Source organism: Streptomyces roseoverticillatus (assembly GCF_000719265.1).
Lineage (GTDB): Bacteria > Actinomycetota > Actinomycetes > Streptomycetales > Streptomycetaceae > Streptomyces > Streptomyces roseoverticillatus.
The window spans coordinates 226,062-252,340 of record NZ_JOFL01000002.1 but is presented as its reverse complement, the minus strand read 5'-3'; the positions used below and the strand labels follow the sequence as shown (position 1 = coordinate 252,340).

At 73.3% G+C, this 26,279-nt stretch carries 26 protein-coding genes; 11 read left to right on the top strand and 15 right to left on the bottom strand.

Going from position 1 to position 26,279, the window contains the following annotated elements:
• Positions 1-3: 3 nt before the first annotated feature.
• From thiS to IF61_RS0103350, 4 genes are all read left to right on the top strand, one after another.
• Positions 4-204 carry a sulfur carrier protein ThiS gene (gene thiS / locus IF61_RS0103365; protein ID WP_030364683.1) on the top strand — a complete coding sequence of 67 codons (201 nt, stop codon included), beginning with the start codon at positions 4-6 and terminating at the stop codon, positions 202-204.
• 8 nt (positions 205-212) lie between these two features.
• Positions 213-1,013, top strand: coding sequence for a thiazole synthase (locus IF61_RS0103360; RefSeq protein WP_030364682.1), 801 nt, complete (start codon positions 213-215; stop codon positions 1,011-1,013).
• Positions 1,014-1,109: 96 nt separating this feature from the next.
• A complete protein-coding gene (gene pknB, locus IF61_RS0103355; protein WP_030364681.1) occupies positions 1,110-3,071 on the top strand; it encodes a Stk1 family PASTA domain-containing Ser/Thr kinase in 1,962 nt (653 codons plus the stop codon).
• A gap of 2 nt (positions 3,072-3,073) precedes the next feature.
• On the top strand, positions 3,074-3,967 hold the full coding sequence (locus IF61_RS0103350) for a deoxyribonuclease IV (protein ID WP_030364680.1): 894 nt from the start codon (positions 3,074-3,076) through the stop codon (positions 3,965-3,967).
• 13 nt (positions 3,968-3,980) lie between these two features.
• Here IF61_RS0103350 and IF61_RS0103345 read toward each other — a convergent pair whose 3' ends face one another.
• Positions 3,981-4,613, bottom strand: a complete 633-nt coding sequence (locus IF61_RS0103345; RefSeq protein ID WP_030364679.1) for a sulfite oxidase-like oxidoreductase — start codon at positions 4,611-4,613, stop codon at positions 3,981-3,983.
• Between the two features lie 155 nt (positions 4,614-4,768).
• Between IF61_RS0103345 and bfr the strand changes: the two genes are divergently transcribed.
• Positions 4,769-5,257 carry a bacterioferritin gene (gene bfr / locus IF61_RS0103340; RefSeq protein ID WP_030364678.1) on the top strand — a complete coding sequence of 163 codons (489 nt, stop codon included), beginning with the start codon at positions 4,769-4,771 and terminating at the stop codon, positions 5,255-5,257.
• 13 nt (positions 5,258-5,270) lie between these two features.
• On the opposite strand, the gene IF61_RS0103335 is transcribed toward bfr, so the two are convergent.
• The gene (locus IF61_RS0103335; protein ID WP_030364677.1) at positions 5,271-5,525 is read right to left on the bottom strand and encodes a (2Fe-2S)-binding protein; all 255 of its coding nucleotides are present in this window, start codon (positions 5,523-5,525) and stop codon (positions 5,271-5,273) included.
• Positions 5,526-5,660: 135 nt separating this feature from the next.
• The gene (locus tag IF61_RS0103330; RefSeq protein WP_030364676.1) at positions 5,661-7,010 is read right to left on the bottom strand and encodes a class II 3-deoxy-7-phosphoheptulonate synthase; all 1,350 of its coding nucleotides are present in this window, start codon (positions 7,008-7,010) and stop codon (positions 5,661-5,663) included.
• Between the two features lie 191 nt (positions 7,011-7,201).
• On the opposite strand from IF61_RS0103330, the gene IF61_RS37685 reads away from it, so the two are divergent.
• A complete protein-coding gene (locus IF61_RS37685) occupies positions 7,202-7,258 on the top strand; it encodes a trp operon leader peptide (RefSeq protein ID WP_359097210.1) in 57 nt (18 codons plus the stop codon).
• 91 nt (positions 7,259-7,349) lie between these two features.
• Positions 7,350-9,311 (top strand): anthranilate synthase family protein, encoded by a 1,962-nt coding sequence (locus tag IF61_RS0103325; protein WP_030364675.1) that lies wholly within the window; start codon positions 7,350-7,352, stop codon positions 9,309-9,311.
• Positions 9,312-9,363: 52 nt separating this feature from the next.
• On the opposite strand, the gene IF61_RS0103320 is transcribed toward IF61_RS0103325, so the two are convergent.
• From IF61_RS0103320 to IF61_RS0103305, 4 genes are read right to left on the bottom strand one after another with little or no spacing between them, the layout of a single operon-like run.
• Positions 9,364-10,395 carry a 6-phosphofructokinase gene (locus tag IF61_RS0103320; RefSeq protein WP_030364674.1) on the bottom strand — a complete coding sequence of 344 codons (1,032 nt, stop codon included), beginning with the start codon at positions 10,393-10,395 and terminating at the stop codon, positions 9,364-9,366.
• A gap of 47 nt (positions 10,396-10,442) precedes the next feature.
• Complete coding sequence (locus IF61_RS0103315) at positions 10,443-11,135, bottom strand: response regulator (protein ID WP_030364673.1); 693 nt, start codon at positions 11,133-11,135, stop codon at positions 10,443-10,445.
• Positions 11,132-12,358, bottom strand: coding sequence for a MacS family sensor histidine kinase (gene macS, locus IF61_RS0103310; RefSeq protein ID WP_245684378.1), 1,227 nt, complete (start codon positions 12,356-12,358; stop codon positions 11,132-11,134). Before macS ends, IF61_RS0103315 begins: the two co-directional genes overlap by 4 nt.
• Before the next feature lie 49 nt (positions 12,359-12,407).
• Positions 12,408-13,160 carry a lysophospholipid acyltransferase family protein gene (locus tag IF61_RS0103305; RefSeq protein ID WP_030364671.1) on the bottom strand — a complete coding sequence of 251 codons (753 nt, stop codon included), beginning with the start codon at positions 13,158-13,160 and terminating at the stop codon, positions 12,408-12,410.
• Between the two features lie 141 nt (positions 13,161-13,301).
• On the opposite strand from IF61_RS0103305, the gene IF61_RS0103300 reads away from it, so the two are divergent.
• Together IF61_RS0103300 and IF61_RS0103295 are read left to right on the top strand one after the other, a co-directional pair.
• Entirely contained in the window at positions 13,302-14,081 is a 780-nt protein-coding gene (locus IF61_RS0103300) for an alpha/beta hydrolase (protein WP_030364670.1), read from the top strand.
• Positions 14,074-14,655: a hypothetical protein gene (locus IF61_RS0103295; RefSeq protein WP_030364669.1), complete on the top strand. Its 582-nt coding sequence runs from the start codon at positions 14,074-14,076 to the stop codon at positions 14,653-14,655. The genes IF61_RS0103300 and IF61_RS0103295 overlap by 8 nt, the downstream gene beginning before the upstream one ends.
• 108 nt (positions 14,656-14,763) lie before the next feature.
• Here IF61_RS0103295 and IF61_RS0103290 read toward each other — a convergent pair whose 3' ends face one another.
• The 6 genes from IF61_RS0103290 to IF61_RS0103265 all read right to left on the bottom strand — a co-directional run bounded on the left by IF61_RS0103290 (position 14,764) and on the right by IF61_RS0103265 (position 19,933).
• Positions 14,764-15,525: an endonuclease/exonuclease/phosphatase family protein gene (locus tag IF61_RS0103290; RefSeq protein ID WP_030364668.1), complete on the bottom strand. Its 762-nt coding sequence runs from the start codon at positions 15,523-15,525 to the stop codon at positions 14,764-14,766.
• Between the two features lie 163 nt (positions 15,526-15,688).
• On the bottom strand, positions 15,689-16,630 hold the full coding sequence (locus IF61_RS0103285; RefSeq protein WP_030364667.1) for an ROK family glucokinase: 942 nt from the start codon (positions 16,628-16,630) through the stop codon (positions 15,689-15,691).
• A 57-nt stretch (positions 16,631-16,687) separates the two neighbouring features.
• Positions 16,688-17,146: a DUF5304 domain-containing protein gene (locus IF61_RS0103280; RefSeq protein WP_030364666.1), complete on the bottom strand. Its 459-nt coding sequence runs from the start codon at positions 17,144-17,146 to the stop codon at positions 16,688-16,690.
• Positions 17,147-17,225: 79 nt separating this feature from the next.
• Positions 17,226-18,599, bottom strand: coding sequence for an ArsA family ATPase (locus IF61_RS0103275; protein ID WP_030364665.1), 1,374 nt, complete (start codon positions 18,597-18,599; stop codon positions 17,226-17,228).
• A 55-nt stretch (positions 18,600-18,654) separates the two neighbouring features.
• A complete protein-coding gene (locus tag IF61_RS0103270) occupies positions 18,655-19,104 on the bottom strand; it encodes an SRPBCC family protein (RefSeq protein WP_030364664.1) in 450 nt (149 codons plus the stop codon).
• A gap of 67 nt (positions 19,105-19,171) precedes the next feature.
• Positions 19,172-19,933, bottom strand: a complete 762-nt coding sequence (locus tag IF61_RS0103265) for a metallophosphoesterase family protein (RefSeq protein WP_211264828.1) — start codon at positions 19,931-19,933, stop codon at positions 19,172-19,174.
• A gap of 292 nt (positions 19,934-20,225) precedes the next feature.
• Here IF61_RS0103265 and IF61_RS0103260 point away from each other — a divergent pair, with 292 nt between their 5' ends.
• Positions 20,226-22,022, top strand: coding sequence for an AMP-dependent synthetase/ligase (locus tag IF61_RS0103260; RefSeq protein WP_030364662.1), 1,797 nt, complete (start codon positions 20,226-20,228; stop codon positions 22,020-22,022).
• A gap of 78 nt (positions 22,023-22,100) precedes the next feature.
• On the opposite strand, the gene IF61_RS0103255 is transcribed toward IF61_RS0103260, so the two are convergent.
• On the bottom strand, positions 22,101-23,243 hold the full coding sequence (locus IF61_RS0103255; RefSeq protein ID WP_030364661.1) for a glycosyltransferase family 4 protein: 1,143 nt from the start codon (positions 23,241-23,243) through the stop codon (positions 22,101-22,103).
• Positions 23,244-23,389: 146 nt separating this feature from the next.
• Between IF61_RS0103255 and IF61_RS0103250 the strand changes: the two genes are divergently transcribed.
• On the top strand, positions 23,390-24,625 hold the full coding sequence (locus tag IF61_RS0103250) for a glycosyltransferase 87 family protein (protein WP_030364660.1): 1,236 nt from the start codon (positions 23,390-23,392) through the stop codon (positions 24,623-24,625).
• A 311-nt stretch (positions 24,626-24,936) separates the two neighbouring features.
• Here IF61_RS0103250 and IF61_RS0103245 read toward each other — a convergent pair whose 3' ends face one another.
• Positions 24,937-26,160, bottom strand: a complete 1,224-nt coding sequence (locus tag IF61_RS0103245) for a hypothetical protein (protein WP_052392354.1) — start codon at positions 26,158-26,160, stop codon at positions 24,937-24,939.
• Positions 26,161-26,279 lie beyond the last annotated feature (119 nt).

The following is a 26,279-nucleotide window of genomic DNA, read 5'->3' as shown; positions in this document are numbered from 1 at the left end:
CACATGGCCATCAGCGTCAACGGCGAGCACCGCGAGGTGCCCCACGGCCTGACCCTCGGCAGCCTGGTGGCGAGCATGACCACCGCGCCCGGCGGGGTGGCCGCCGCCGTCAACGAGGCCGTCGTGCCGCGCGGCCAGTGGCCCGCCACACAGCTCGGCGCGGGCGACCGCGTCGAGGTCCTCACCGCAGTGCAGGGAGGGTGAACAGCCCGATGGCCGACGACCTGCTCACCATCGCCGACACCACCTTCAGCTCCCGGCTGATCATGGGCACCGGCGGCGCGCCCAGCCTGGACGTCATGGAGCGCGCGCTGCTCGCCTCCGGCACCGAGCTGACCACCGTGGCGATGCGCCGCCTCGACGCGAGCGTCCGCGGCTCCGTGCTCTCCGTCCTGCAGAAGCACTCCATCCGGGTGCTGCCGAACACGGCCGGCTGCTACACGGCCGGCGAGGCCGTCCTCACGGCCCGGCTGGCCCGCGAGGCGCTCGGCACGGACTGGGTCAAGCTGGAGGTGATCGCCGACGAGCGGACGCTGCTGCCCGACCCGATCGAGCTGCTCGACGCCGCGGAGATACTCGTCGACGACGGCTTCACCGTGCTGCCGTACACCAACGACGACCCGGTCCTCGCCCGCAAGCTGGAGGACGTCGGCTGCGCGGCGATCATGCCGCTGGGCTCGCCCATCGGCTCCGGCCTCGGCATCCGCAACCCGCACAACTTCCAGCTGATCACGGAGCGGGCCGGGGTCCCCGTGATCCTCGACGCGGGCGCCGGCACGGCCTCCGACGCGGCGCTCGCCATGGAGCTGGGCTGCGCGGCGGTCATGCTCGCCTCGGCGGTGACGCGCGCCCAGGAGCCCGTGCTGATGGCGGAGGCGATGCGGCACGCGGTGGAAGCGGGGCGGCTGGCGCACCGGGCGGGGCGGATACCGCGGCGGCACTTCGCCGAGGCGTCTTCTCCTGCGGAGGGCTTGGCGCGTCTCGATCCGGAACGTCCGGAGTTCGCTCAGTAGCAGGGGCACCGCCTCTGACCCTTTTGCCCTCAATCGCCGGACGGGCTGATTTTTGCCGGGTCAGGGCTTCGTCCCCGCCCCTTTTAGACTCGTCGCGTGGATACGACGCTAGGGGACCCGTTGGTCGGGCACACGCTCGACGGCCGCTACCGGGTCGAGGCCCGCATCGCCGTGGGCGGGATGGCCACGGTCTACCGCGCTCTCGACACCCGGCTCGACCGGGTGCTCGCGGTCAAGGTGATGCACCCCGGCCTCGCCTCGGACACGGCCTTCGTGGAGCGCTTCATCCGCGAGGCCAAGTCCGTCGCGCGCCTGGACCACCCCAATGTGGTGGGCGTCTACGACCAGGGCACCGACGGCCCGTACGTCTATCTGGCGATGGAGTACGTGCCCGGGTGCACGCTGCGCGACGTGCTGCGCGAGCGCGGGGCCCTGCAGCCCCGCGCCGCCCTCGACATCCTGGAGCCGGTGCTGGCCGCGCTCGGCGCGGCCCACCTCGCGGGGCTGGTGCACCGCGACATGAAGCCCGAGAACGTCCTCATCGGGGACGACGGCCGCGTGAAGGTCGCCGACTTCGGGCTCGTACGGGCCGTGGACACCGACACCACGGCCTCCACCGGCTCCGTCCTCGGCACGGTGTCCTACCTGGCCCCCGAGCAGCTGGAGCACGGCACCGCCGATCCGCGCGTGGACGTCTACGCGTGCGGCGTCGTCCTCTACGAGATGCTGACGGGCGCCAAGCCGCACACCGGGGGCACCCCGGCCCAGGTCCTCTACCGGCACCTGCACGCGGACGTCCCGGCGCCGTCGGAGGCCGTGCCGGGGCTGGCCGCCTCTCTGGACGGGCTCGTGGCCGAGGCGGCGTCCCGCGACCCGCAGCTGCGCCCGGCCGACGCGGTCGCGCTGCTCGGCCTGGCCCGCACGGTGCGCGAGGGGCTGAGCGACGAGCAGCTCGACGCGCTGCCGCCGCAGGCGCTCAACGACGCCGCCACCGGCCGCCGCGCGGCGGGCCCCGAGGACCGGACGAGCGTGCTGCCCCGGCCCGCCGCGCGTCCGCTGCCCGCGGAGGACGGCGAGCAGCAGCTGAACCGGACGACGCGCCTTCCGCACCCGCCCGCGCCCCCGGCACCGCCGGCTCCTCCGGCGGGCCCGGGCGGCCGGTTCCGGCAGGTGCCGCGGCGCGGGGTCATCGCCGTGGTGGCGGCCCTGCTGGCCGTGCTGATCGGCACCGGCGTCTGGTACATCAACGCGGGCCAGTTCACGACCGTCCCCGCCGTCCTGGACATGACCCGGGAGAAGGCGGAGAAGACGCTGGACGACGCTGGGCTCGGGGTGCGCGCGAAGGAGGACTTCAGCGACACCGTCGAGCGCGGCCACGTCATCGCCGCCGACCCGGCGCCCGGCAAGCGCATCCGCAACACCGGCAAGGTGACGATCACCCTGTCCCGGGGGCCCGCACGGGCCGAGGTGCCCAACGTCGTCGGCATGCCCTTCGACGAGGCGAAGAAGAAGATCGAGGGCTCGGGGCTGACCGTGGGCGAGGTCGGCAAGCAGTTCAGCACCGAGACCCCGCAGGGCTCCGTGCTGGCCACCGACCCGAAGCCGGGCGAGCAGCGCCGGCCGGACGCGCCGGTCGCGCTGACCGTCAGCAAGGGCGCCCCCCTGGACGTGCCGGACGTACGGGGCATGTCCGTCGACGCCGCGACGGCCGCCCTGCGCGACAAGGGCTTCGACGCCAGGGTGTCGGACGCCCAGGTGTTCTCCGACCGCGCCAAGGGCTCCGTGGCCGAGCAGTCCCCCGGCACGGGCGACAAGGCCGCCAAGGGCGACACCGTGACCCTCACCGTCTCCAAGGGCAAGGAGATGGTGCCGGTCCCGGACGTCACGGGCAAGAACGAGGCCGACGCCAAGCGGCTGCTGACCGACGCGGGCTTCAAGGTGAAGGTCGACAAGCCGTTCTTCTTCCCGCAGGACTCCGTGGACAGCCAGTCGGTCAAGGGCGGCGAGCAGGCCGCCAAGGGCGACACGATCACCATCAAGCTCAAGGGCGGTCTGTAGCGGTGGCAGCGGTGGAGGAGCCGGCCCCGGGGCGGCTGCGCAACCCCGTGGGCGGCCACGTGCCGGTGGCGGGCGGCCTGGCCAAGGTGGGCCTCGCCTACGCGCGCGAGATCGGCGCGGAGACCCTGCAGGTCTTCGTCGCCAACCCGCGCGGCTGGGCGACCCCGGCGGGCAACCCGCGCCAGGACGAGGAGTTCCGCGCCACGTGCGCGGAGGAGTCCCTGCCGGTGTGGGTGCACGCCCCCTACCTGATCAACTTCGGCTCGCACACCGGGGCGACGGTCGAGCTGTCCGCGGAGTCGATGCGGCACTCGCTGCGCCGCGGGCGGGCCATCGGCGCGCGGGGCGTGGTCGTGCACACGGGCTCGGCGACGGGCGGGCGGCCGCGCCGCGCGGCCCTGGAGCAGGTCCACGAGCGGCTGCTGCCGCTGCTGGACGAGCTGACCCACGACGACGACCCGTGGTTGCTGCTGGAGCCCACGGCCGGCCAGGGCTCCTCCCTGTGCTCGCTCGTTACGGACCTCGGCCCCTACTTCGAAGCACTGGAGCACCACCCGAAGCTGGGGGTGTGCCTGGACACCTGCCACGTCTTCGCGGCGGGCCACGACCTCGCCGAGCCGGGCGGCATGAAGCGCACGCTCGACGAGCTGGTCTCCGTGACCGGCGAGGGGCGGCTGAAGCTGATCCACGCCAACGACTCGAAGGCCGCCGTGGGCGCGCACCTGGACCGGCACGAGAACATCGGGGCCGGCCACATCGGCGCCGACCCGTTCGGTGAGCTCTTCCGCCACCCGGCGACGGCCGGCGTGCCGCTGACGATCGAGACGCCGGGCGGTCCCGCGGGCCACGCCGCGGACGTGGCCCGCCTGAAGGAACTGCGCGACGGCGTGCTCTAGCGGGCCGCGAGGCCTACAGCTCGGGGCCCTCGCCGGGCTGTTCCTGGTAGGAGTAGCGCTGTTCGCGCCAGGGGTCACCGACGTTGTGGTAGCCCCGCTCCTCCCAGAAGCCGCGCCGGTCGGCGGTCATGTACTCCACGCCGCGCACCCATTTGGGCCCCTTCCAGGCGTACAGGTGCGGCACGACGAGGCGGACGGGGAAGCCGTGCTCGGCGGTGAGCTGCTCACCGTCCTTGTGCGTGGCGAACATCGTCTGCCCGGCGGCGAAGTCGGCCAGCCGCAGGTTCGAGCTGAAGCCGTATTCGGCCCACACCATCACATGGGTGACCCCGGGTGCGGGCGGCGCGAGTTCGAGCACCGTGCGGGCCGAGACGCCGCCCCATTCGGCGCCGAGCACGCTGTACTTCGTGACGCAGTGCAGGTCGGCCACCACCGTCGTGTACGGCAGGGCGGTGAACTCGTCGTGCGTCCAGCAGTGCTTGTCGCCGTCGGCGGTCGAGCCGAAGACCCGGAACTCCCAGCGGTCCGGCCTGAACCTCGGCACCGGGCCGTAGTGCGTCACCGGCCAGCCGCGCTGAAGTCGCTGCCCGGGCGGCAGCTGGGGGAGCTCCCCTTTGCGGCTTTCGGCGTTTTTCGAGGGCCCCATGCCTCCATGGTGTCAGACCTTTCGGGGCGCCGTTGACCAGGGGTTCCTCTATACGGACAACTCCCACTAAGTGTGCACTTACTGGACGGTTTCGAAGGGCGGTGCGAGGATGCGCGCAACCTGCCAGTCACCCCTGCTTGGAAGGAGCCTCTGCGATGCAGGGCGACCCCGAGGTCATCGAGTTCCTGAATGAACAGCTGACTGCCGAGCTGACCGCCATCAACCAGTACTTCCTGCACGCGAAGCTGCAGGAGCACCACGGCTGGACGAAGATCGCGTCACACACGCGCGCCGAGTCGTTCGACGAGATGCGGCACGCGGAGACCCTCACCGACAGGATCATCTTCCTGGAGGGCCTGCCCAACTACCAGCGGCTCTTCCACGTCCGGATCGGCCAGACGATCACCGAGATGTTCCAGGCCGACCGGCAGGTGGAGGTCGAGGCCATCGACCGCCTGCGGCGCGGGGTGGAGGTCATGCGGGCCAAGGGCGACATCACCTCGGCCAACATCTTCGAGTCGATCCTCGCGGACGAGGAGGACCACATCGACTACCTGGACACCCAGCTGGAGCTGATCGAGAAGCTGGGTGAGGCGCTGTACATCGCGCAGTTCATCGAGCAGGAGAACGGCGGGGCGGACTGACCCGCGGGAGCCGCTAGGCCGCCTGGGGCTGCGGCAGTGCGGATATCCCGGCGCCGAGCACGCCGGGGTCCCCCTGGTCGGCCAGCTCGCGGCGCGGGCACGCACCGCGGCCGAGCAGTGCCTGGATGCGGCGCACACAGCCGCCGCAGTCGGTGCCCGCCTTGCAGGCGGAGGCTATCTGCCGGGGCGTGCACGCGCCCTTGTCCGCGTGGTCACGCACCTGCTGCTCCGTGATGCCGAAGCACGAGCAGACGTACACGCGGTTCACCGCCCAGCCGGATTGATCAATAAGGTAACCCTAACCTTACCCGGCGCGGTGGCGGAAAAACAACGCAGTGGGGCGCGGATCACTCGATCCGCGCCCCACCGGCCGTTCCGTGTCACCAGCTTCTAACAGTCACGCCTACTGGTCGCGGTACATCTCCGCGACGAGGAAGGCCAGGTCCAGCGACTGGCTGCGGTTGAGGCGGGGGTCACAGGCCGTCTCGTAGCGCTGGTGCAGGTCGTCGACGAAGATCTCGTCGCCGCCGCCCACGCACTCGGTGACGTCGTCACCGGTGAGCTCGACGTGGATGCCGCCCGGGTGGGTGCCGAGGCTCTTGTGGACCTCGAAGAAGCCCTTGACCTCGTCCAGCACGTCGTCGAAGCGGCGGGTCTTGTGGCCCGAGGCCGCCTCGAAGGTGTTGCCGTGCATCGGGTCGCAGATCCACGCCACCTGGGCGCCGGAGGCGGTGACCTTCTCCACCAGCTCGGGGAGGTGGTCACGGATCTTGCCCGCGCCCATGCGGGTGATGAACGTGAGCCGGCCCGGCTCGCGCTCCGGGTCGAGCCGCTCGATCAGGGTGAGGGCGTCCTCGGCCGTCGTGGTCGGGCCGAGCTTCACCCCGATGGGGTTGCGGATCCGGGAGGCGAACTCGATGTGCGCGCCGTCCAGCTGGCGGGTGCGCTCGCCGATCCAGACCATGTGGCCGGAGACGTCGTACAGGTTCCCGGTGCGGGAGTCGGTACGGGTCAGGGCCGACTCGTAGTCGAGGATCAGGGCCTCGTGCGAGGAGTAGAACTCGACCGTCTTGAACTCCTCCGGGTCCGTCCCGCAGGCGTTCATGAAGTTCAGCGCGCGGTCGATCTCGCGGGCCAGGGCCTCGTAGCGCTGCCCGGACGGGGAGGACTTCACGAAGTCCTGGTTCCAGGCGTGCACCTGCCGCAGGTCGGCGTAGCCACCGGTGGTGAAGGCGCGCACCAGGTTCAGCGTGGCCGAGGACGCGTGGTACATCCGCTTCAGCCGCTGCGGGTCCGGCGTGCGGGCCTCGGCGGTGAAGGCGAAGCCGTTGACGGAGTCGCCGCGGTAGGTCGGCAGGGTCACGCCGTCGCGGGTCTCGGTCGGCTTCGAGCGCGGCTTGCTGTACTGACCGGCGATCCGGCCGACCTTGACGACGGGCACCTGGCCCGCGTAGGTCAGCACGGCGCCCATCTGGAGCAGCGTCTTGAGCTTGTTGCGGATCTGGTCGGCGCCGACGGCGTCGAAGGCCTCGGCGCAGTCGCCGCCCTGGAGCAGGAACGCCTCTCCACGGGCGACCGCTCCCAGGCGCTGGCGCAGCTGGTCGCACTCGCCCGCGAAGACGAGGGGCGGATAGGACTCGAGCTCGGCGATCACATCGCGCAGAGCCTCTTGGTCCGGCCATTCGGGCTGCTGCGCCGCGGGAAGGGAGCGCCAGGTGTTGCCACCGGCGTGGATTTCAGCGTTCACGGTCACGCTCCAACCCTACGGGGTCGCGACTCCTGTCCCGGTCGCCGGACCGCACTTTGAGACACGTGCCGAGACGAGGGGTGCGACTCACCGGGGGTGCCGCGCGCCCGCCGCATGCCCCGAAAGCTCCTGCTCCGGCGGGCCGGCGCCGTCCGCTACCCGTCGGTAGCGGCGGTGCTTCGGGTAGGGTGCCCAGCATGTTCGCGCAGCAGACCCGTAACTGGTGGTGGACCGCTCAACCGGCGGCCCACTGATCGCGCGTACACGAAACGCATCGCGAAGGCCGCCCGAGGGGCGGCCTTCCGTGTTTCCCGGGCCGTTCCTCCCTCACCGGAAGGAACCCCCATGACCAGCGTCACCGCACCGGCCGCCGGCACCGCCGCCCTGCTCGCCCGGCTGACCGGCCCCGGCTGCCCGCCCTTCGCCCTCCTCCACCGCCGCACGCCCGGCCTCCCCCGCGGCGCCGGGGACGGAGCGGGCGGCACCGTCGAGCTGCTCCTCGGCCCCGTCGAGGAGGCCGGGCGCCTGGCCGGCATCCCCCTGCCCAGCGGCCGGCCCGGCGGGGGCCGCCCCGTCCACGACGCCCTCGCCCTCGTGCCCTTCCGGCAGATCCGCGAGCGCGGCTTCGACGTCCGCGACGACGGCACGCCCCTGCTCGTCCTGCGCCCGCAGGAGAGCCACGAACTGCCCCTCGACGAGGTGGCCGCCGCACTGCCGGCCCATGCCGTACGGGTCGAGGGCGGCGCGTTCGACGTGAGCGACGACGCCTACGCGGACATCGTCCGGCGCGTCATCGAGGACGAGATCGGCACCGGCGAAGGCGCCAACTTCGTCATCCGGCGGACCTTCGAGGGCGAGATCCACGGCTTCGCGCCCGCCGACGCCCTGGCCCTCTTCCGGCGGCTGCTGGCCGGCGAGCGCGGCGCGTACTGGACGTACGTCGTACACACCGGCGACCGCACCCTCGTCGGCGCCAGCCCGGAGGTGCACGTGCGCATGTCCGGCGGGACCGTCGTCATGAACCCCATCAGCGGCACCTACCGCTACCCCGCCTCCGGCCCCGACAAGGAGGGCCTGCTGGCCTTCCTCCACGACCGCAAGGAAGTCGAGGAGCTGTCCATGGTCGTGGACGAGGAGCTGAAGATGATGTGCACCGTCGGCGACATGGGCGGCGTCGTCGTCGGCCCGCGGCTCAAGGAGATGGCCCACCTCGCCCACACCGAGTACGAACTGCGCGGGCGCTCCTCCCTGGACGTGCGCGACGTGCTCCGCGAGACCCTGTTCGCCGCCACCGTCACCGGCTCCCCCGTGCAGAACGCCTGCCGCGTCATCGAGCGCCACGAGCCCGGCGGGCGCGGCTACTACTCGGGCGCCCTCGCGCTCATCGGCCGTGACGCCGGCGGGGCCCGGACCCTGGACTCGCCCATCCTCATCCGCACCGCCGACATCGACCGCCGCGGCCGGCTCCGCGTCGGGGTCGGCGCCACGCTCGTGCGCCGCTCCGACCCGTACGCCGAGGTCGCCGAGACCCACGCCAAGGCGGCGGGCGTCCTCGCCGCCCTCGGCGTCCGCGCCCCGCGGACGCCCCGGCCCGCGGGGCCGCCCGCCCGGCTCGCCGACGACCCGCAGGTGCGCGCCGCGCTCGACGCCCGCCGCGCGGACCTCGCCCCCTTCTGGCTGCGCATGCAGTCCGCGGACACCGTCTCGACCGCCGGGCTGACCGGCCACGCTCTCGTGATCGACGGCGAGGACACCTTCACGGCCATGCTGGCCCACCTGCTGCGCACGTCCGGCCTGCGGGTGACCGTGCGGCGCTACGACGAGCCCGGTCTCCGCGAGGCCGCCGCGGCCCACGAGGGACCCGTCGTCCTGGGCCCCGGTCCCGGCAACCCCGCGGACGCGGCCGACCCCAAGATGCGGCTGCTCCGCGGCCTGGCGGCGGAGCTCCTGCGCAGCCACCGGCAGGGCCTGCTGGGGGTGTGCCTGGGGCACGAGCTGCTCGCGGCCGAGCTGGGGCTGGAGGTCGTCCGCAAGGACGTGCCGTTCCAGGGCGCGCAGGAGCGGATCGACTTCTTCGGGCGGCCCGAGACGGTGGGGTTCTACAACACGTTCACGGCGCGGTGCACCGCGTCCGCGGAGGCGGAGCTCGCGATGCACCGGGTGGAGCTGAGCCGGGATCCCGTGAGCGGGGACGTGCACGCCCTGCGGGGGCCTGGATTTGCGGGCGTCCAGTTCCACCCCGAGTCGGTCCTCACCCTGGACGGGGCCACGATCGTGGCGGAGCTGCTGGCGGCAGTGCTGGTCTGACTTCCCCAGATGTTGCCTGGAAGCGTCATGACGCTTCCAGGCAACATGCTGCTCAGCCGAAGAAGACCTTCACCTCCTCGTACCGCTCGGCCGGCACGGTCTTCAGCCGGGCCGTCGCCTCGGCCAGCGGCACGCGGACGATGTCCGTCCCCCGCAGGGCCACCATCCGCCCGAACTCCCGCTCCCGCACCGCGTCGATCGCGTGCAGCCCGAACCGCGTCGCGAGCCAGCGGTCGAACGCGCTGGGCGTGCCGCCCCGCTGGACGTGGCCCAGGACCGTGGTCCGGGCCTCCTTGCCCGTGCGCCGTTCGATCTCCTTGGCGAGCCACTCCCCCACCCCGGACAGCCGTACGTGCCCGAAGGCGTCGTGCGACGTGCCGTCCTTGAGGACGAGGTCGCCGTCTTTGGGCACGGCGCCCTCCGCGACGACGACGATCGGGGCGTAGCTGGAGCGGAAGCGGGAGGTGACCCAGCCGCAGACCTCGTCAAGGTCGAAGCGCTGCTCGGGGATGAGGATGACGTTGGCGCCGCCGGCGAGGCCGGAGTGCAGGGCGATCCAGCCGGCGTGCCGGCCCATGACCTCGACGACGAGGACGCGCATGTGGGACTCGGCGGTGGTGTGCAGCCGGTCGATGGCCTCAGTGGCGATGCCGACCGCCGTGTCGAAGCCGAAGGTGTAGTCGGTGGCGGAGAGGTCGTTGTCGATGGTCTTGGGGACGCCGACGCACGGGATGCCGTGCTCGCTCCAGAGCAGGGCCGCGACGCCGAGGGTGTCCTCGCCGCCGATGGCGATGAGGGCGTCGACCTCGTCCTCGGCGAGGTTCTCGCGGATCCGCCGGACGCCGCCCGGCTCCTTGAAGGGGTTGGTGCGCGAGGAGCCGAGCACGGTGCCGCCGCGCGGGAGGATGCCGCGCACGGCGGGGATGTCGAGGCGGGAGACGGCGCCGTGGAGGAGGCCGCGCCAGCCGTCCCGGTAGCCGATGAATTCGTAGGAATGGTCCTGGACGCCCTTGCGGACGACGGCGCGGATGACCGCGTTGAGCCCGGGGCAGTCACCGCCGCCGGTCAGCACTCCGATCCGCATGACACTCTCCTTCAGCCGGAGGACGCCGCCGCGGCCGGAGTGCGCGGTCAGGCGTCGTCGAGACCTCGCTCTATCGCGTAGCGCACGAGCTCCACGCGGTTGTGCAACTGGAGCTTGCCCAAGGTGTTCTGCACATGGTTCTGCACCGTGCGGTGGGAAATAACCAGCCGCTCGGCAATCTGCTTGTACGACAGGCCCTTGGCGACGAGGCGCAGCACCTCGGTCTCGCGGTCGGTGAGCCGGGGCGCCTTGGGCTCGTCGGGCGCGGCCGGGGCGGGGTCGGCGGCCAGCCGCCGGTACTCGCCGAGGACGAGTCCGGCGAGGCCGGGGGTGAAGACGGGGTCTCCGGCGGCGGTGCGGTGGACGGCTTCGACGAGCTCCTCCGTGCTGGCCGACTTCAGCAGATAGCCGGTGGCGCCGGACTTCACGGCCTCCAGGACGTCGGCGTGCTCGCCGCTGGCGGAGAGGACGAGGACGCGCAGGGCGGGGTTCTCCCCGACGAGTTCCTTGCAGACGGCCACGCCGGGCAGGCCGGGCAGGTTGAGGTCGAGGACCAGGACGTCGGGGCGGGCGGCCTTCGCGCGGCGGACGGCCTCGGGGCCGTCGCCGGCGGTCGCCACGACGTCGTGGCCGGCGGCGGCCAGGTCACGGGCCACGGCGTCGCGCCACATGGGGTGGTCGTCGACGACCATGACCCTGACCGGGTGCTGTGCTGCGGTGTCCGCTGTGGTTTCGCTCATCGCTGTTCTCTTCCGTTCCCCCGTGGGACCTTCAGTTCGACTTCGGTGCCCTGGCCCGGGACGGACACCAGCTCGGCGCTGCCGCCCAGGTCGCGCAGGCGCCCGCGGATCGACAGGGCGACGCCCATGCGGCCCTCGCGCTCGGCGTCCGCGAGGCGGCCCTCGGGGATGCCGGGGCCGTCGTCGCGCACGCTGACGATCACCGCGTCGGGCTCGTCCTCCAGCAGGATCCAGGCCCGCGCCCCGTCTCCCGCGTGCTTGCGCACGTTGTCCAGGGCGGCGCCGACGGCGGCGGCGAGCTCGGCGGCGGCGGCCGCCTCCAGCAGGACGGGGGTGCCCGGCCCGGCGAAGGAGACGTCGGCGCCCGCGTGCGGCGCGAGCAGGGCCCCCACGTCGATGGGGCCGGCGGGGATGCGCGGGGCGTCCGGCCCGGCGCCGGCCGGCTCCGCGTCCCCGGCCGGCTCTCCGGCCGAGCGCTGCGGGGGCAGCAGGCCCCCGGCGACCAGGGTGCGCAGGGCGATCTCCTGCTCGCCGGCCATCCGGCCGAGCTCGGCCGCCTCGCCACCCAGCGCGGCACCGCGCCGCTGCACCATGGCCAGCACCTGCAGGACGCCGTCGTGGATGTCGCGGGCGAGCCGCTCGCGCTCGCGGGTGGCGGCCTCGATCCGCAGCGCGCGGGCGAGGGTGCGCTCACTGGCGCGGGCGACCTCGACGATGTAGCCGATGGCGATGCTGGAGACCCACACCAGGAGCACGTTGTGGACGGTGTCCCGGGCGGGGCTGCCGCGCTCGGCGAGGTTGGCGAAGGCCACCAGGGTGGAGCCGACGGCCGCCCAGCGCCAGCCGCCCTTGATGGCCAGGCCCAGTACGGCGCCACCGGTCCAGATGGACGGCAGGGTGGCCGCACCGCCGTCGATCCGCGCCGGGGAGTCGACGGCGGCGGTCACCAGGATTCCGGCGAGTGCGACGGCCAGGTCGGCCGTGAGGAACCGCTTCGTGCACCGCTCGGGCACCGAGGTCCGGTTCCACGTGAGCGCCATCCACCCGGTGAGTACGCCCATGTAGACGGCGCCACCGAGCGGATGTGCGTACTCGTGGTAGTTGACGGCGAAGATCGTCAGGGCGTAGCAGAGCGTCAGCACGCGGTAGCCGGTCAGCGCGCGCCACAGCGGCAGCTCCACCGACATCCGTACGACGCGCGGCTTCCTGCTGCGCGGTGTCATCGACCAACCCCCGAGCCGGGCGCCCCGCGCACCGGCTGCCGCTTCCCCTTTACTTGCCGGCCTGGTCGCCCTGGTCGGCCTTGTCGAGCCCGGCGGCCTTGGCCGCCTTCTCCTCCTCGGCCTTCCGCTTCGCCTCTTCCGCGATCTGCCGCTTGGCGGCGGTCGCGTAGATGTCCACGTACTCCTGGCCCGACAGCTCCATGATCTTGTACATGACCTCGTCGGTCACCGAGCGCAGGATGAAGCGGTCGCCGTCCATGCCGTGGTAGCGGCTGAAGTCCAGCGGCTCGCCGATCCGGATGCCCGGGCGCACCATCTTGGGCAGCACCTTGCCCGGGGGCTGCACCTTCTCGGTGTCGATCATGGCGACGGGGATCACCGGCGCCCCCGACAGCAGGGCCACCCGGGCGAGCCCGCCCGGCTTGCCCCGGTAGAGGCGGCCGTCGGGGGAACGCGTGCCCTCCGGGTAGATGCCGAAGAGCTCACCGCGCTCCAGCACCTCCATGGCGCTCTTGACCGCGGCCTCGCCCGCGCCGCGGGCACCCGAACGGTCCACGGGCAGCTGGCCGACGCCCTTGAAGAACGCCGCCGTCAGCTTCCCCTTGACTCCGGGGGAGGTGAAGTACTCCTGCTTCGCGATAAACGTGACCTTGCGGTCCAGCACCGCCGGGAGGAAGAAAGAATCCGAGAACGACAGGTGGTTGCTCGCGAGGATCGCGGGCCCGTCGGCCGGGATGTTCTCCAGGCCCTCCACCCACGGCCGGAAGGCAAGCTTCAGCGACCCGCCGATGGACACCTTCATAGCGCCGTAGAACAACCGAGAACCTCCTGTGTGTGACGAGGAGACCTTAACCTGCCTACCCGCCGTGCGGCGCTCCGCGTACGCTGAGGGCCGGACCCCCTGTGTCCTCCCTTACCCCCGTTCCACCGATCGGAGATCCCGGTGCCGCTCCTCCCCGGAGCCGAGCCGTTCCGCCACGAAGGCGGAGAGGTAGGCGTCCTCGTGTGTCACGGCTTCACCGGTTCCCCGCAGTCCGTGCGGCCCTGGGCGGACCATCTGGCGGAGCGCGGCCTGAGCGTCTCGCTGCCGCTGCTGCCCGGTCACGGCACCCGCTGGCAGGACATGCAGCTCACCGGCTGGCAGGACTGGTACGCGGAGGTCGACCACGCGCTGCGGGAGCTGCGGGAGCGCTGCTCCCGGGTGTTCGTGTGCGGCCTGTCGATGGGCGGGGCCCTGGCCCTGCGGCTCGCGGCCCGCCACGGGGATGCCGTCAGCGGCATCGTGCTCGTCAACCCGGGCAACAAGGTCCACGGCGTCGCCGCGAAGGCGCTGCCCGTCGTGCGCCACTTCGTGCGCTCCACCAAGGGTATCGCCAGCGACATCGCCAAGCCGGGCTCCGAGGAGACCGGCTACGACCGGGTGCCGCTGCACGCCGCGCACTCGCTGCGCCGCTTCTTCCGGCTCGTCGACGCCGAACTGCCCCAGGTCACCCAGCCGTTGCTGCTCATGCACAGCCCCGAGGACCACGTCGTGCCGCCCGCCGACTCGGCCCGCATCCTGGCCCGGGTCTCCTCGCGGGACGTCACCGAGCGGCTGCTGGAGCACAGCTACCACGTGGCCACGCTCGACAACGACGCGGAACGCATCTTCGCGGACACCTACGCGTTCATCGGCCGGCTCTCCGGCGTCGGCTCCGAGGAGGGGACGGCCGCCCGTGGCTGAGCGTGACGCGGGCCGCGACGAGAGCCGCGACCCGCTCGACGAGGACGCGGCCTGGGCGGAGCTCGTCGCCGCATACGGGGAACAGCCCGATCCGGAGAAGGGCCGCTGGCCCGCCACAGGCGGCGACAACGCCCCTGCCGGGGCGGGGGCCGGGGCCGGGGAGGGCGAGGCGGAGAAGGACGCCTCCGCCGCGCCGCCGCCCCCCTCGCGGGAGGAGCCGCCGGGCAGCTTCATCGTCTACGCGCCCGGCGTCGGCCCCCGCGACTGGAGCACGCCGGAGCCCCCCGACGACGCGGTCGAGGAAGACGAGGGAGACGGAGCCGACGAGGGGCACTTCGTCCCGCCCGAGCCGCCGCCCCTGCCCACCGGCGACGTCACGGCCCGCTTCGCCTGGATCGCCGTGCTGGGCGGCCCGCTGCTGCTCCTGATCATGGTCCTGTTGCAGCAGCCGCTCACCTGGTGGCTGACCACCATCGGCATCGGCGGCTTCCTGGGCGGCTTCGCGACGCTCGTCCTGCGGATGAAGGACAGCGACGAGGAGGACGACGACCCGGGGCGCGGCGCGGTCGTCTAGCGCGATCACGTACGGCTACGGCGGCCGTGTCTTCCGCCGGACTCTCGCCGCGGTGGCACTTCGCCGTCGCGGCGGGCACATTCTTTCCGCCGCGGCCGGGCGACGGACCTATGCGGCCGGCACCCGCAAAGCCGCCAGCACCGGCAGGTGATCCGTCGCGGCCCGGAGGTCGCGCTCCTCCACGCCGGGCAATCCCATGGGCACCCCGCACCCCAGCACCTCCACCCCCTCCGTCGCGAAGACCGCGTCGATCCGCTGCAGCGGATCACCCAGCCGGGTGGTGTGCTCCCGCCCCCACGGCTTCGTCGCCCAGCCGTCCTGCAGGGCGTCCGCGAGCAGGCCGAACGTGCGGCCGTCGGGACGGTCGTTGAGATCGCCCGCGGCGACGGCGTGCGGCACGTCCAGGGCGGCCAGCCGGTCGAGGAGCAGCCGGCCCTGCTCGTAGCGCTCCCAGTCCTTGATGCTCAGGTGAGCGCTGAGGACCCCGAGCCGGGCCCGGCCGAACCGCAGCACGGCAGTCGCGAAGCCGCGCTGGTGGAGGCCGGGGGTACGGGGCAGCAGGACGTCCTCGGTGCGCTCCACGTGGGCGCGGAGCGAGGTGAGGATCATGGGGCCGGAGGCGGTGGCGCCGCCCGAGACGTGGACGAGCCCGGAGGTCCGGGCGAGGCGGGCGGCGGCCTTGCGCCAGCGGAAGAAGCGCGGCGCCTCCTGAACGCAGACGACGTCGGGCCGGCAGGCCCGGATCACCCGGGCGAGGGCCGCGACGTCGTCGCGCATGGAGCGGATGTTGTAACTGAGCACGCGGATGACGACGGAGCCGTCCGGCTCGGTCCGCGATGCCGGGAGGTCCGTCAGGACGCCTGCACTCATGCGCTCGCCAATCCCTTCCGCCGCAACGGCGAGATGTAAGACGGCGATATCCGGCGGTGCCGAACCGACCTCGGGCCGGCTCGGCACCGCCGAAGAACGCCGTCGCGGTTGATGTCCGCCGCGGCGGACAAGAACGGCGTGCCCCGGAACGGGAAGGTCGGGGTTACCCCTGGCGGGCCAGGTCGGCCGCGCCGACCAGCCCCGCCTTGCCGCCCAGCTGCGCGGCCAGGACCTGCGCGTGGGGGCGCCACTGGCCGCCGATCAGCCAGCGCTTGAAGGACTTGCGGATGGGGTCGAGGACGAGGTCGCCCTCATCCGAGACGCCGCCGCCGACGATGAACGCGGAGGGGTCGAAGAGCGAGGCCAGGTCGGCCAGGCCCGCGCCCGCCCAGCGGGCCAGCTCGCGGAAGGAGTCGATGGCGACCGGGTCGCCCTGCCGGGCGGCGGCGCTGATGTGCTTGCCCTCGATGCCCTCGACCGTGCCGTCGCCGAGGCCCAGCAGGATCGCGGCGTTCTCCGGGGTGGCGTTGGCGCGCTGCTTGGCGTAGCGGACGAGCGCGCGCCCGGAGGCGTACTGCTCCCAGCAGCCCTGGCTGCCGCAGCCGCAGAGCAGGCCGTCGGGGACGACCCGGACGTGGCCGAACTCGGCGGCCACGCCGAAGCGCCCGCGCCGCAGCTTGTTGCCGATGATGATGCCGCCGCCGAGGCCGGTGCCCAGGGTGATGCAGATGACGTCGTCGTGGCCCTGGCCGGCGCCGAAGCGGTACTCGCCCCAGGCGGCGGCGTTGGCGTCGTTCTCGACGACGACGGGGAGGCCGACGCGCTGCTCGACCTTGTCCTTGAGCGCCTCGTGGCGCCAGTTGATGTTCGGGGCGAAGAGGACGGTGGCCCGCTTGTCGTCCACGTATCCGGCGGCGCCGATGCCGACGGCTTCGACCTCGAAGCCCTCGCTGACCGTGCGCACCGCGTCCGCGATGGCGTCGATGACGCCCTCGGGGGTCGGCGGGGTCGGCACCTTGCACGTCGCGAGGATGCTGCCCGCTTCGTCGACCACACCGGCCGCGATCTTCGTGCCGCCGATGTCGACGCCGATGGTGAGTCCCATGTGTCCCTCAGTTTTTCGCTCGAACCCCGCCGGGCCCCACCGTACCGGAGCCGGAGATCAGTCGAGGTCGATGCGTTCGCTCCCGCCCTTGCCCCCGTCGTCGTCACGGGGGCCGGCGGGCCGTCCGGGGCCGGGGGCGGGCTCGTCGCGGGTCCAGCGGGCCTCCTGGCCCTGGACGGCGGCGCGGTAGGCGGCCAGGAGTTCGGAGCCGGCGGAGGCGAGGTGGTCGAAGACGTCGGGGTTGCGCTCGATGACGGGCAGGGCGGCGGCCTTGGCCTGGGCGATGACCTGCTGGACGACGCCCTGTGCGGTGCCGCCGCCGGGCAGCTGGATGCCGGAGACCTTGTCGGCGACGGCGTCGACGAGCTTGAGCAGCTCCTCGGCGGCGGTGCCGGGCTGCGGGCCCTGCGCGCGGCGGCGGGCGCGCTCGGCCGCGAGGTCCTCGGCGCAGGCCTGCTCCCAGGCATCGGGGTCGGGCGCCGCCTCGGGTGCGGGGCGCTCGGTGTGATCGCTCATGGCAGCGGCTCCTGGCTCCTGCAACAGGGGTTTTCTCCGACGTTACCCGAAGGGCCGGGTGCCGTTCAGGCAGTGCCGTTCAGGAGGGTCTCGGCCACAGGTCGGGGTCGGGGGTGAAGCGCACGCACAGCGCCCCGTCCCGCAGTCCGGCGCCCGAGACGGTGCAGCGGCGCAGCGCGGAGGGCAGGGGCAGGACGCGGCGGAACGGGCCGACGCCGACGATGAGTTCGTCGCCACGGCGCAGGAGGTCGATTTCGTCGCGGGCGGCGCCGGGCAGGGGGAGGCGCCACAGCAGCACGCCGTCGGTGGCGAGGCGGTCCTCGACGGTCCGCTCGCCGGCGGCGCTGCCGGTGCCCTGCCAGCCGTCGAGCTCGTCGGTGAGGCCGCCGCCGGGTATGACGCCGACGCCGTGGGCCGAACCGTTTCCGCCCTGTCCTGCCGCGGCGGCCACACCGATGGTGGTCGAGCGGGCGCGTGCGGCGAGCTCGGCGAGGTCCTGCGGGCCGCGCGGGCCGCGGCCGAGGTGCGGCAGTTCGCAGACGGTGACGCCGTCGACGAGGAACTCCTCGTACAGGGTCTTGTGGGCGGCGAGCTGCTCGGCGGCGAGACCGGCGAGCCAGGGGTCGCCGGGAGGGGCGTCGCCGGTGGTGCCGGGCAGCAGCCGGTTGGCGACGAGGGCGTCGACGCGGCAGCCCTGGAGGGCGAGCGCGGCGCGGGCCAGGCGCAGTTCGCCGAGGGCGAGGGGGCCGGGTTCGGCGACGAGCCGCACGGTGGTGCCGTCCGCTTCGAGGACGTCCTGGACGGCCGCGAGCTCGGCCTCCCAGCGCTCGGCGGTCTCGTACAGCCGCTGGGCGGGCATGGGCACGCCGGCGAGCTGGGCGAGCATCGGGCGCAGGGCGCGGGCGGCCTGCCGCTCGGCGGGCAGCAGCCGGCGCAGGTAGCGGCGCAGCTGTTCGGGGAGGCCGAGCAGCCGCACCGTGGTGTGCAGGGGCGGCAGGTCGGCGACGAGCAGGTCCCAGGCGCGCTCCTCGTGGGCGGCGCGCAGGGCGGTCAGCAGCGCGAGGGGTTCGGCGCCGGGGAGTTCGGTGAGCTCCTCGGGGTCGAGGGGGCTCGCGCCGACCAGGTCGAAGAGGGAGGCGCCGCGCTCCTGGAGGTCGCGTGCGCGGTCCTGGAAGTGCTCGCCGGTGGCGATGCGGGCGGCGTACAGCCCGGGCGCCGACGACGGGGGCCCGTCCCATGCCGTTGAGGTTATGAGGGACGGCGGCCCCCAGAGCGCGCCGCTGCCCGGCCCCGGTGCGGGCAGGGCGGTGCCGAGCACGGCTTCGGGTGCGGGGCCGCGGTCGGCTGTGAGGAGCAGGACGCGCCGCCCCTCGCGCGCCGCGGCGAGGGCCGTGGCCGCCGCGGCGGTGGTGCGGCCCGCGCCGCCGGGACCGGTGACGAGGACCGTGCGCAAGGGGGAGCCTCCAGCGGTGACGTAACGCGTACGGGAGCGGTGGTGCGCCCGGGGGTCAGGAAGCGGTGCCGCTCTCGACGCGCTTCTTGAGGCCGTCGAGGGCGCGGTCGATGATGACCTTCTCCGCCTTGCGCTTGATCATCCCGAGCATGGGGATCTTGACGTCGACGGTGAGCTGGTAGGTGACCTCGGTGTGCTTGCCGCCCGCGACCGGGGCGAGGCTGTAGGAGCCGTCGATCTGGCGCAGCATCTGCGACTTGACCAGCGACCACTTGACCACGTTGGGCTCGGGCCAGCTGTAGGCGAGCACGTGGTCGTCCTTGATGGCGCCGGCGTCCAGCACGAGGCGCACCTGCGTGGCGCGGCCCCGCTCGTCCGTCTCCAGCACCTCGGCCTGCTTGACCTCTCCGGTCCACTCCGCGTAGCGGCCGAAGTCGGCGATCACGGCCATCACCTCGGCAGGGGTCGCCTCGATCGTGATGCTCGAGCTCGTGTGTTCCGCCATCTTCGTGGCTCCTCCGTACCGGTCCGCCGCCTGGTGTCTGCCGCTGAAGGCTACATCGCGCTGCCCGTCACCACTCCAGCACCCAGGGTGTGCCCGTGGAGGCGAAGTGGCCGACGTTGACGCATTCCGTCGCCCCGATCCGCATCCTGCGGGCGAGCGGCTGGTGGACGTGGCCGAAAAGGGCGTACCGGGGCGAGGTGGCGCGGATGGCGTCGAGGAGGGCCGCGCTGCCGCGCTCGAAGCGCCGGGCGACGGTGTCGTAGCAGAGCTCGGGCACGTCGGGCGGGATGTGCGAGCAGAGCACGTCGACGTCACCGAGGGCAGCGACCTTGGCCGCGTACTCCTCCTCGGAGACCTCGTAGGGGGTGCGCATGGGCGACGGGAGGCCGCCGCCGACGAAGCCGAAGACGAGACCGCCGATCTCGGCGCGCTCGCCGTCGAGGACGGTCGTGCCCTCCTGCGCGAATTCCGGCCAGAGCCGGGGGATGTCGACATTTCCGTACGTGGCGTAGGTGGGTGCGGGGAAGGCGGCGAAGAGCTCGGCGTACTGCTTGCGTACGGCGCCCTCGATCGCGGCGTCCCGGTCCATGCCGTGCCACAGGCTGCGGGCCAGCTCGCGGGCCTCGGCGAAGCGGCGGGCGGTGCGCAGCTCGACGATCCGGTCGGCCTTCTCCACCCCGAAGAGCTCGGGGAAGATGCCGCGCGAGTGGTCCGCGTAGTCGAGGAAGAGGACCAGGTCGCCCAGGCAGACCAGGGCGTCGGCGCCGTCGCCCGCCCGCGCGAGAGCCGTGCCGTTGCCGTGCACGTCGCTGACCACGTGAACCCTCATAGCGCCTCCATACCGATCACCCTAGGCGCTGCGGCCGGGCCTCCGGAAGGGCTGCGACCTGCGGTTACTCCCGTGGTTACTTCCGGGTCACCAAACGGAGGGGCTAGGGTGCGTCGGAGCAGTCCCGCGGCATGTGACGCAGAGAACATCTGGGCGCAGCCCCCTATTCGAAAGCCGTACTGGTGGGTAACGTCCGGGCAGTCCACTACCCCCCTTGCCTGATCATGGACCGCAGCCGAGCAGCGCCCCTCGAAGACGCGGCGGCGCCGGCGCCCGACGAGGAGCAGCAGTCTTGCGCGAGTTCAGCCTTCCGGCCCTCTATGAGGTCCCTGCGGACGGAAACCTGACGGATCTGATCCGCCGCAACGCCGCGCAGCGCCCCGATGTCGTCGTCATAGGCCGCAAGGCCGGCAGCCGGTGGGAGGACGTCACCGCCGCCGAGTTCCTCGCCGAGGTCCGGACGGCCGCCAAGGGCCTGATCGCCTCCGGTGTGCGGCCGGGCGACCGGATCGCGCTGATGTCCCGCACGCGCTACGAGTGGACGCTGCTGGACTTCGCAATCTGGAGCGCGGGCGGCGTCACCGTGCCGGTGTACGAGACCAGCTCGGCCGAGCAGATCCAGTGGATCCTCAGCGACTCCGGTGCGGTCGGCTGCATCGTCGAGACCCCCGGCCACGAGGCGGCCGTCGAGTCCGTGAAGGACCGGCTGCCCGAGCTCGCTCACGTCTGGCAGATCGAGGCCGGCGCCGTCGGGCGGCTGCGCGAGGCCGGCGCCGACGTCACGGACGAGGAGGTCGACGAGCGCAGCGCCCTGGCGAACGCCGACTCGCCCGCGACCATCGTCTACACCTCCGGCACCACGGGCCGCCCCAAGGGCTGCGTCCTCACCCACCGCGCGTTCTTCGCGGAGTGCGGCAACGCCGTGGAGCGGCTCAAGCCGCTGTTCAACACGGGCGACTCGTCCGTCCTGCTCTTCCTCCCCACCGCCCACGTCTTCGGGCGCCTGGTGGAGATCTGCGCGATGCTCGCGCCGATCCGCCTGGGCTGCGTGCCCGACATCCGCAACCTGACGGACGAGCTCGCCTCCTTCCGCCCGACCCTGATCCTCGGCGTGCCCCGCGTCTTCGAGAAGGTCTACAACGGCGCCCGCGCCAAGGCTCAGGCCGACGGCAAGGGCAAGATCTTCGACAAGGCCGCGGACACCGCCATCGCCTACAGCCGCGCCCTGGACGCCCCTTCCGGGCCGGGCCTCGGCCTGCGCATCAAGCACGCCGTCTTCGACAAGCTCGTCTACGGCAAGCTGCGGGCCGTCCTCGGCGGCCGGGCGACCCACGCCATCTCCGGCGGCGGGCCGCTGGGCGAGCGCCTGGGCCACTTCTACCGCGGCATCGGCTTCACGGTCCTGGAGGGCTACGGCCTGACCGAGTCCTGCGCCGCGACCACGTTCAACCCCTGGGACCGGCCGAAGATCGGCACGGTCGGGCAGCCGCTGCCCGGCTCGGTCGTGCGCATCGCCGACGACGGCGAGGTGCTGCTGCACGGCGAGCACCTCTTCCAGGGCTACTGGAACAACGCGGCGGCCACCGAGGAGGCCATGTCCGACGCCTGGTTCCACACCGGCGACCTCGGCACCCTCGACGAGGACGGCTACCTCACGATCACCGGCCGCAAGAAGGAGATCATCGTCACCGCGGGCGGCAAGAACGTCGCCCCGGCCGTGATCGAGGACCGCATCCGGGCGCACGCCCTGATCGCCGAGTGCATGGTCGTCGGCGACGCCCGCCCCTTCGTCGGCGCGCTCATCACCCTCGACGAGGACTTCCTGCCGCGCTGGCTCGCCGACCACGGCAAGCCGGCCGGGACGACGCCGGCCGAGCTGGCCGAGGACCCGGACCTGCTGGCGGACGTGCAGAAGGCCGTCGACGACGGCAACGCCGCGGTGTCGAAGGCGGAGTCGGTGCGCAAGTTCCGCATCCTGCCCGCGCAGTTCACGGAGGCGTCGGGGCACGTGACGCCGTCTCTGAAGCTGAAGCGGAACGTCGTGGCGAAGGACTTCGCCGACGAGATCGAGGCCATCTACCGCGCGTAGCGGCCCGTTGTTTTCCTCCCTCATGCGGGACGGGCCGGATTCTTTTCGAATCCGGCCCGTCCCGCATGAGGCAGACGTCTAGAGCAATTCCTTGAGGCGCTCGGCCAGCAGGTCCCAGCGCCACCTCTCCTCCACCCACTGCCGGCCCCGCGCGCCCATGCGCGCGCGCAGCTCCGGATCCCGCAGCAGCGTCACGATGCGGTCCGCGGCCTGGGCCGGCGAACCGCCCTGCACCACGTACCCCGTCTCGCCCTCCAGGACGGCGTCCGGCGCCCCGCCCGAGTCCCCGGCGACGACCGGCAGGCCCGTCGCCGACGCCTCCAGGTAGACGATGCCGAGCCCTTCGACGTCGAGGCCGCCGCGGCGCGTGCGGCAGGGCATGGCGAAGACGTCGCCCGCCCCGTAGTGCGCGGGCAGTTCCTCCCACGGCACGGCGCCAGTGAAGCGGACCGCGTGGGCGACGCCCGTCTCCCCGGCCAGCTTCCGCAGGTCGTCCTCGTACGGCCCACCGCCGACGATCAGCAGCACCGCGTCCGGAACCGCCGCCAGGATCCGGGGCATGGCGAGGATCAGCGTGTCCTGGCCCTTGCGCGGCACCAGCCGCGAGACGCACACCACCACGGGGCGGTCCGCGAGGCCGAGCCGGGCACGGACCTCGTCGCCGCCGGAGCCGGGGTGGAAGGTCTTCTCGTCCACGCCGGGCGGCAGTTGCACCATGCGGGCCGCCGCCTCGTCCGTCAGCGCGGAGGCGATCCGCGAGCGGGTGTACTCCCCCAGATAGGTGAGGGTGTCGGTGCCCTCGCCGATCCGCCGCAGCAATTGCCGCGACGCGGGCAACTGCGCCCAGCCGGCCTCGTGCCCGTGCGTCGTGCCGACCAGCCTGCGGGCGCCCGCCCGGCGCAGCGCGGGGGACATGAGCCCGAGCGGGGCCGCGGCCCCGAACCACACCGAGGTGCAGCCGTGTTCGCGCAGCAGCTCCGTGGCCCGCCTGGTCACCCGGGGCGTCGGCAGCAGCATCGTGGTGCGGTCGCGGACAACCGGGAACGGCTGCTCGGCGTCGAAGCGCGCGGTGGCCTCCGCGCCCTCCTGGCCGCGCTTCCAGGTGGAGGCGTAGACGACGATGCCCGACGGGTCCAGGCGGAGCGCCATGTTGTGCAGGAACGCCTGAATGCCGCCGGGACGGGGCGGGAAGTCGTTGGTGACGACGAGAGTCTTGTCCATCGCCGTCCGACAGTACCGGGTGCGATCGGGGGCAGTCGGGGCCCCGTCCCGCCACGTCACCGCGTATGGACCGGCCGGGGCGGCATCATGCCTTGCAGTAGCGGCGCGCGTACAGCGTGTAGGGACCGTGAAGGGCGAGGTGGATGATGGCGGGCAGGGGTTTGCGGCTCTCGGTCGCGGTGTGGGCCGTCACCCGGGCCGTGCTGCTGATGTGCGTGCTGCGGGTGTGGGTGATGCCGGGGTCGGACGTCTCCGTCGACATCGAGGTGATCTACCAGGGCTGGTACGGGGTGCTGCGCACCGGCACCTTCCCCTACGACGACGTCACCTGGCAGTACCCGCCCGCCGCCGCCCTCGCCGTGCTCGCCCCGGGCCTGCTGCCGTTCCTCGACTACGCCCCCGCCTTCTTCGTCGTCTGCTTCCTCGCCGACGCCGCCGTCTACGCGCTGCTGCTGTACGCGGTGCGGGACGGGCGGCGCCCGGCCGCCGGAGTGTGGGCGTGGGTGGCCGGCGTCCCGCTGCTCGGCCCCATCGTCTACGCCCGCTACGACGTGATGGTGACGGCCGTCGCGGTCGCCGCCCTGCTGGCGGCCGGGCGCCGGGCCCGCCTCTCCGGCGCCCTCACGGCCTTCGGGGCGCTGCTGAAGGTGTGGCCGGTGCTCCTGCTGGTCGGCACGCCGCGCGGGACCCGTACGCGGGCGGCGTGGGGCTCGGCGGCCATGACGGCCGCGGCGCTCGGGCTGATGTTCGCGGCGACGATGCCGGGCGCGCTGGCCTTCCTGACCTTCCAGCGGGACCGGGGCACCGAGGTGGAGTCCCTGGGCTCGCTCGTCTTCCACCTCGGGCGGCACGCCGGCTGGCACGGGCACGCGCGGCTGCACTACGGCTCCGTGGAGTTCCTCGGCCCGTACGTCCACACCATGAGCCGGCTCGCGCTCCTGCTGAGCGTCCTGGCGTTCGCCTGGCTGCTGCTGTGGCGCGTGCGGGCCAGGCGGTTCACGGCGTGCACGCCGTACGAGGCGGCGTTCGCTGCGGTGCTGCTGTTCACCACGACCAGCCGGGTGATCAGCCCGCAGTACGTGGTCTGGCTGCTCGGGCTGGCGGCCGTGTGCCTGACGATGGGCACGACGCGGCAGCGGCTGCCGATCGTTCTCGTGCTGCTGGCCGCGCCGCTGACCCAGCTGGAGTTCCCGATCTGGTTCTCCCACGTGGTCGCCAGCGACAAGCTGGGCGTGGCCACGCTGACCCTGCGGAACGGGTTGCTGGTCGTCGCGACGCTGATCTCGTGCGCGCGGCTGTGGCGCGGGACGGTGTCCCTGCCGGAGGCGCCCTCCCCCGACGACCCTCCCGCGGAGCGGGAACGAGCCCTTGTGGCGGGCTGACGGTCCCACCCGGTGGGGGGCGAGCCCATACGGAGCGTGAGACCGGTCCGGCACAGTGCCGTTCCGCGAAGGTTGAGCCCGGTCCGGCACCGCCGGTCACCGCCGCGGTGGCTGGTCGCCGCCGCGGCGGGAGTGAGAGGCGGGGCCTCTCGACCACCCACTGCCGGGAGGCCGCGGCCTCTCCGCCCGCCGGGCACCTTGCCGCAGGCAAGAAATCCCGCCGCAACGGCGAGCAACCCCCACGGCGTGGACCGGCGGTGCCGGACCCGGCGCAACCCCCACGGAGTGGGCACCGCGGTGCCGAACCCCGCTCAGCCCGAACCGAACTGCTCCGCCACATACGCGCGCCACCGTTGCGTGAACTCCCCCGGCGAGATGCCGAGGACGTCCCGGAGGGCGCCCTCGACCGCCCCGTCGCGGCGGCCGCGGTCGCCCACCGCGCGGTAGAACGCGACGAGTTTCTCCTCGCTCCAGCTCTCGGCGATCAGGCGGCAGGCCAGCCACCCCTCCTCGTACGCGCGGGCCAGCTTCCCCGCCTCCCCGGCGAAGCCGAAGTCGGGGTCCCCGGGGAGTTCCCGGGGGAGGCGCCCCGCCGCGGCGGCGCGGGCGAGTTCGGGCGCGGCCTGGCGCGCGGTGCGGCCGGTGCCGCGGTAGGCGGCCCAGTCGGCGAAGCCCTCGGACAGCCACAGCGGCGTGGCCTTGGTCGTCTTGGCGCGGGTGGCGACGTGCGCGGTCTCGTGGGTGAGGACGATGCGCCGCCCGAACTCGCCGAGCACGCCGTACGCCTCGGGGTTGACGATGATGCGGTCCGCGGGCGCGGCGGCGCCCGTGCCGCCCGCCTCGCCGGTGGTCACGGCGGCGATGCCGCGGTAGTTGGAGACGGGCGAGTCGAGCAGGGCGGCCATCCGCTCCAGGGAGGCCGGCATCTCGACGACGACCCGTCCGGGCCATTCCCGCGGCTTGGCGTGCCAGGCCGCGCCCACGGCGGGGACGGCCTTGTCGGCGAGGTCGGCGAGGGCGCGCAGCCGCTCGCGGTCCTGGCCGACGCCGAGGACGAGGCTGCGCTCGCCGCGGACGACGGTGACGGGGCCCTGCTGCCACAGCTGCCCGCCGCCCTGCGGGGCGGCCTCCGCGGCCACGTACCACCGTCCGCCGCGCTCGACGAGGGTGAGCCGGGTGCGGGTGGTGACGGGCACGCCGTCGTAGCCGGCCAGCCGGTACCGCAGCTCGGCCTCGGCGGCGACGCGCCGCCCGCCGCCGTCGCCCCGCTCGGGGGTGAAGCCGCCGGTGCGCACGAGCCGGTAGTCCCAGGAGGCGAACGGCACCGCGGCGAGGTTGGCGAAGACGCGGCGCTGCTCGGCCCGGTATCCCTCGGCGGCGGGGTCGACGGCGGCGAGGTAGGCGTTCTCGTCGTGGTCGCGGACGGCCGCGGCCCACCGGTCCAGGACGCCCTGCAGGGCCCGGTCCCGGCCGTCGGTCCCGCCGGTGAGGCCGGAGCAGCCGGTGAGGCAGACGAGGAGGGCCTGGAGGGCCATCAGGAGGCACGCCGCCCGGCGGGCCGGCCCATGGCCGCCCGCGCGTGTGCCCCCGCGTCCGCTCCTACGCCACCGGCCCGTCACGTCCCGCATCGTACGAGCCGCGCGCCCCCCGGCGT

What these genes read in the sequence shown, in the direction of transcription:
- IF61_RS0103245 (WP_052392354.1), bottom strand. Translation starts at nt 26,160, where the DNA reads ATGGCCCTCCAGGCCCTCCTCGTCTGCCTCACCGGCTGCTCCGGCCTC.
- IF61_RS0103320 (WP_030364674.1), bottom strand. Translation starts at nt 10,395, where the DNA reads ATGCGGATCGGAGTGCTGACCGGCGGCGGTGACTGCCCCGGGCTCAAC.
- IF61_RS0103285 (WP_030364667.1), bottom strand. Translation starts at nt 16,630, where the DNA reads ATGGGACTCACCATCGGCGTCGACATCGGCGGCACGAAGATCGCGGCC.
- IF61_RS0103305 (WP_030364671.1), bottom strand. Translation starts at nt 13,160, where the DNA reads ATGAAGGTGTCCATCGGCGGGTCGCTGAAGCTTGCCTTCCGGCCGTGG.
- IF61_RS0103325 (WP_030364675.1), top strand. Translation starts at nt 7,350, where the DNA reads ATGACCAGCGTCACCGCACCGGCCGCCGGCACCGCCGCCCTGCTCGCC.
- macS (WP_245684378.1), bottom strand. Translation starts at nt 12,358, where the DNA reads ATGACACCGCGCAGCAGGAAGCCGCGCGTCGTACGGATGTCGGTGGAG.
- IF61_RS0103255 (WP_030364661.1), bottom strand. Translation starts at nt 23,243, where the DNA reads ATGGACAAGACTCTCGTCGTCACCAACGACTTCCCGCCCCGTCCCGGC.
- IF61_RS0103360 (WP_030364682.1), top strand. Translation starts at nt 213, where the DNA reads ATGGCCGACGACCTGCTCACCATCGCCGACACCACCTTCAGCTCCCGG.
- IF61_RS0103345 (WP_030364679.1), bottom strand. Translation starts at nt 4,613, where the DNA reads ATGGGGCCCTCGAAAAACGCCGAAAGCCGCAAAGGGGAGCTCCCCCAG.
- IF61_RS0103270 (WP_030364664.1), bottom strand. Translation starts at nt 19,104, where the DNA reads ATGGCGGAACACACGAGCTCGAGCATCACGATCGAGGCGACCCCTGCC.
- IF61_RS0103250 (WP_030364660.1), top strand. Translation starts at nt 23,390, where the DNA reads ATGGCGGGCAGGGGTTTGCGGCTCTCGGTCGCGGTGTGGGCCGTCACC.
- IF61_RS0103290 (WP_030364668.1), bottom strand. Translation starts at nt 15,525, where the DNA reads ATGAGTGCAGGCGTCCTGACGGACCTCCCGGCATCGCGGACCGAGCCG.
- IF61_RS0103280 (WP_030364666.1), bottom strand. Translation starts at nt 17,146, where the DNA reads ATGAGCGATCACACCGAGCGCCCCGCACCCGAGGCGGCGCCCGACCCC.
- bfr (WP_030364678.1), top strand. Translation starts at nt 4,769, where the DNA reads ATGCAGGGCGACCCCGAGGTCATCGAGTTCCTGAATGAACAGCTGACT.
- IF61_RS0103265 (WP_211264828.1), bottom strand. Translation starts at nt 19,933, where the DNA reads ATGAGGGTTCACGTGGTCAGCGACGTGCACGGCAACGGCACGGCTCTC.
- IF61_RS0103315 (WP_030364673.1), bottom strand. Translation starts at nt 11,135, where the DNA reads ATGAGCGAAACCACAGCGGACACCGCAGCACAGCACCCGGTCAGGGTC.
- thiS (WP_030364683.1), top strand. Translation starts at nt 4, where the DNA reads ATGGCCATCAGCGTCAACGGCGAGCACCGCGAGGTGCCCCACGGCCTG.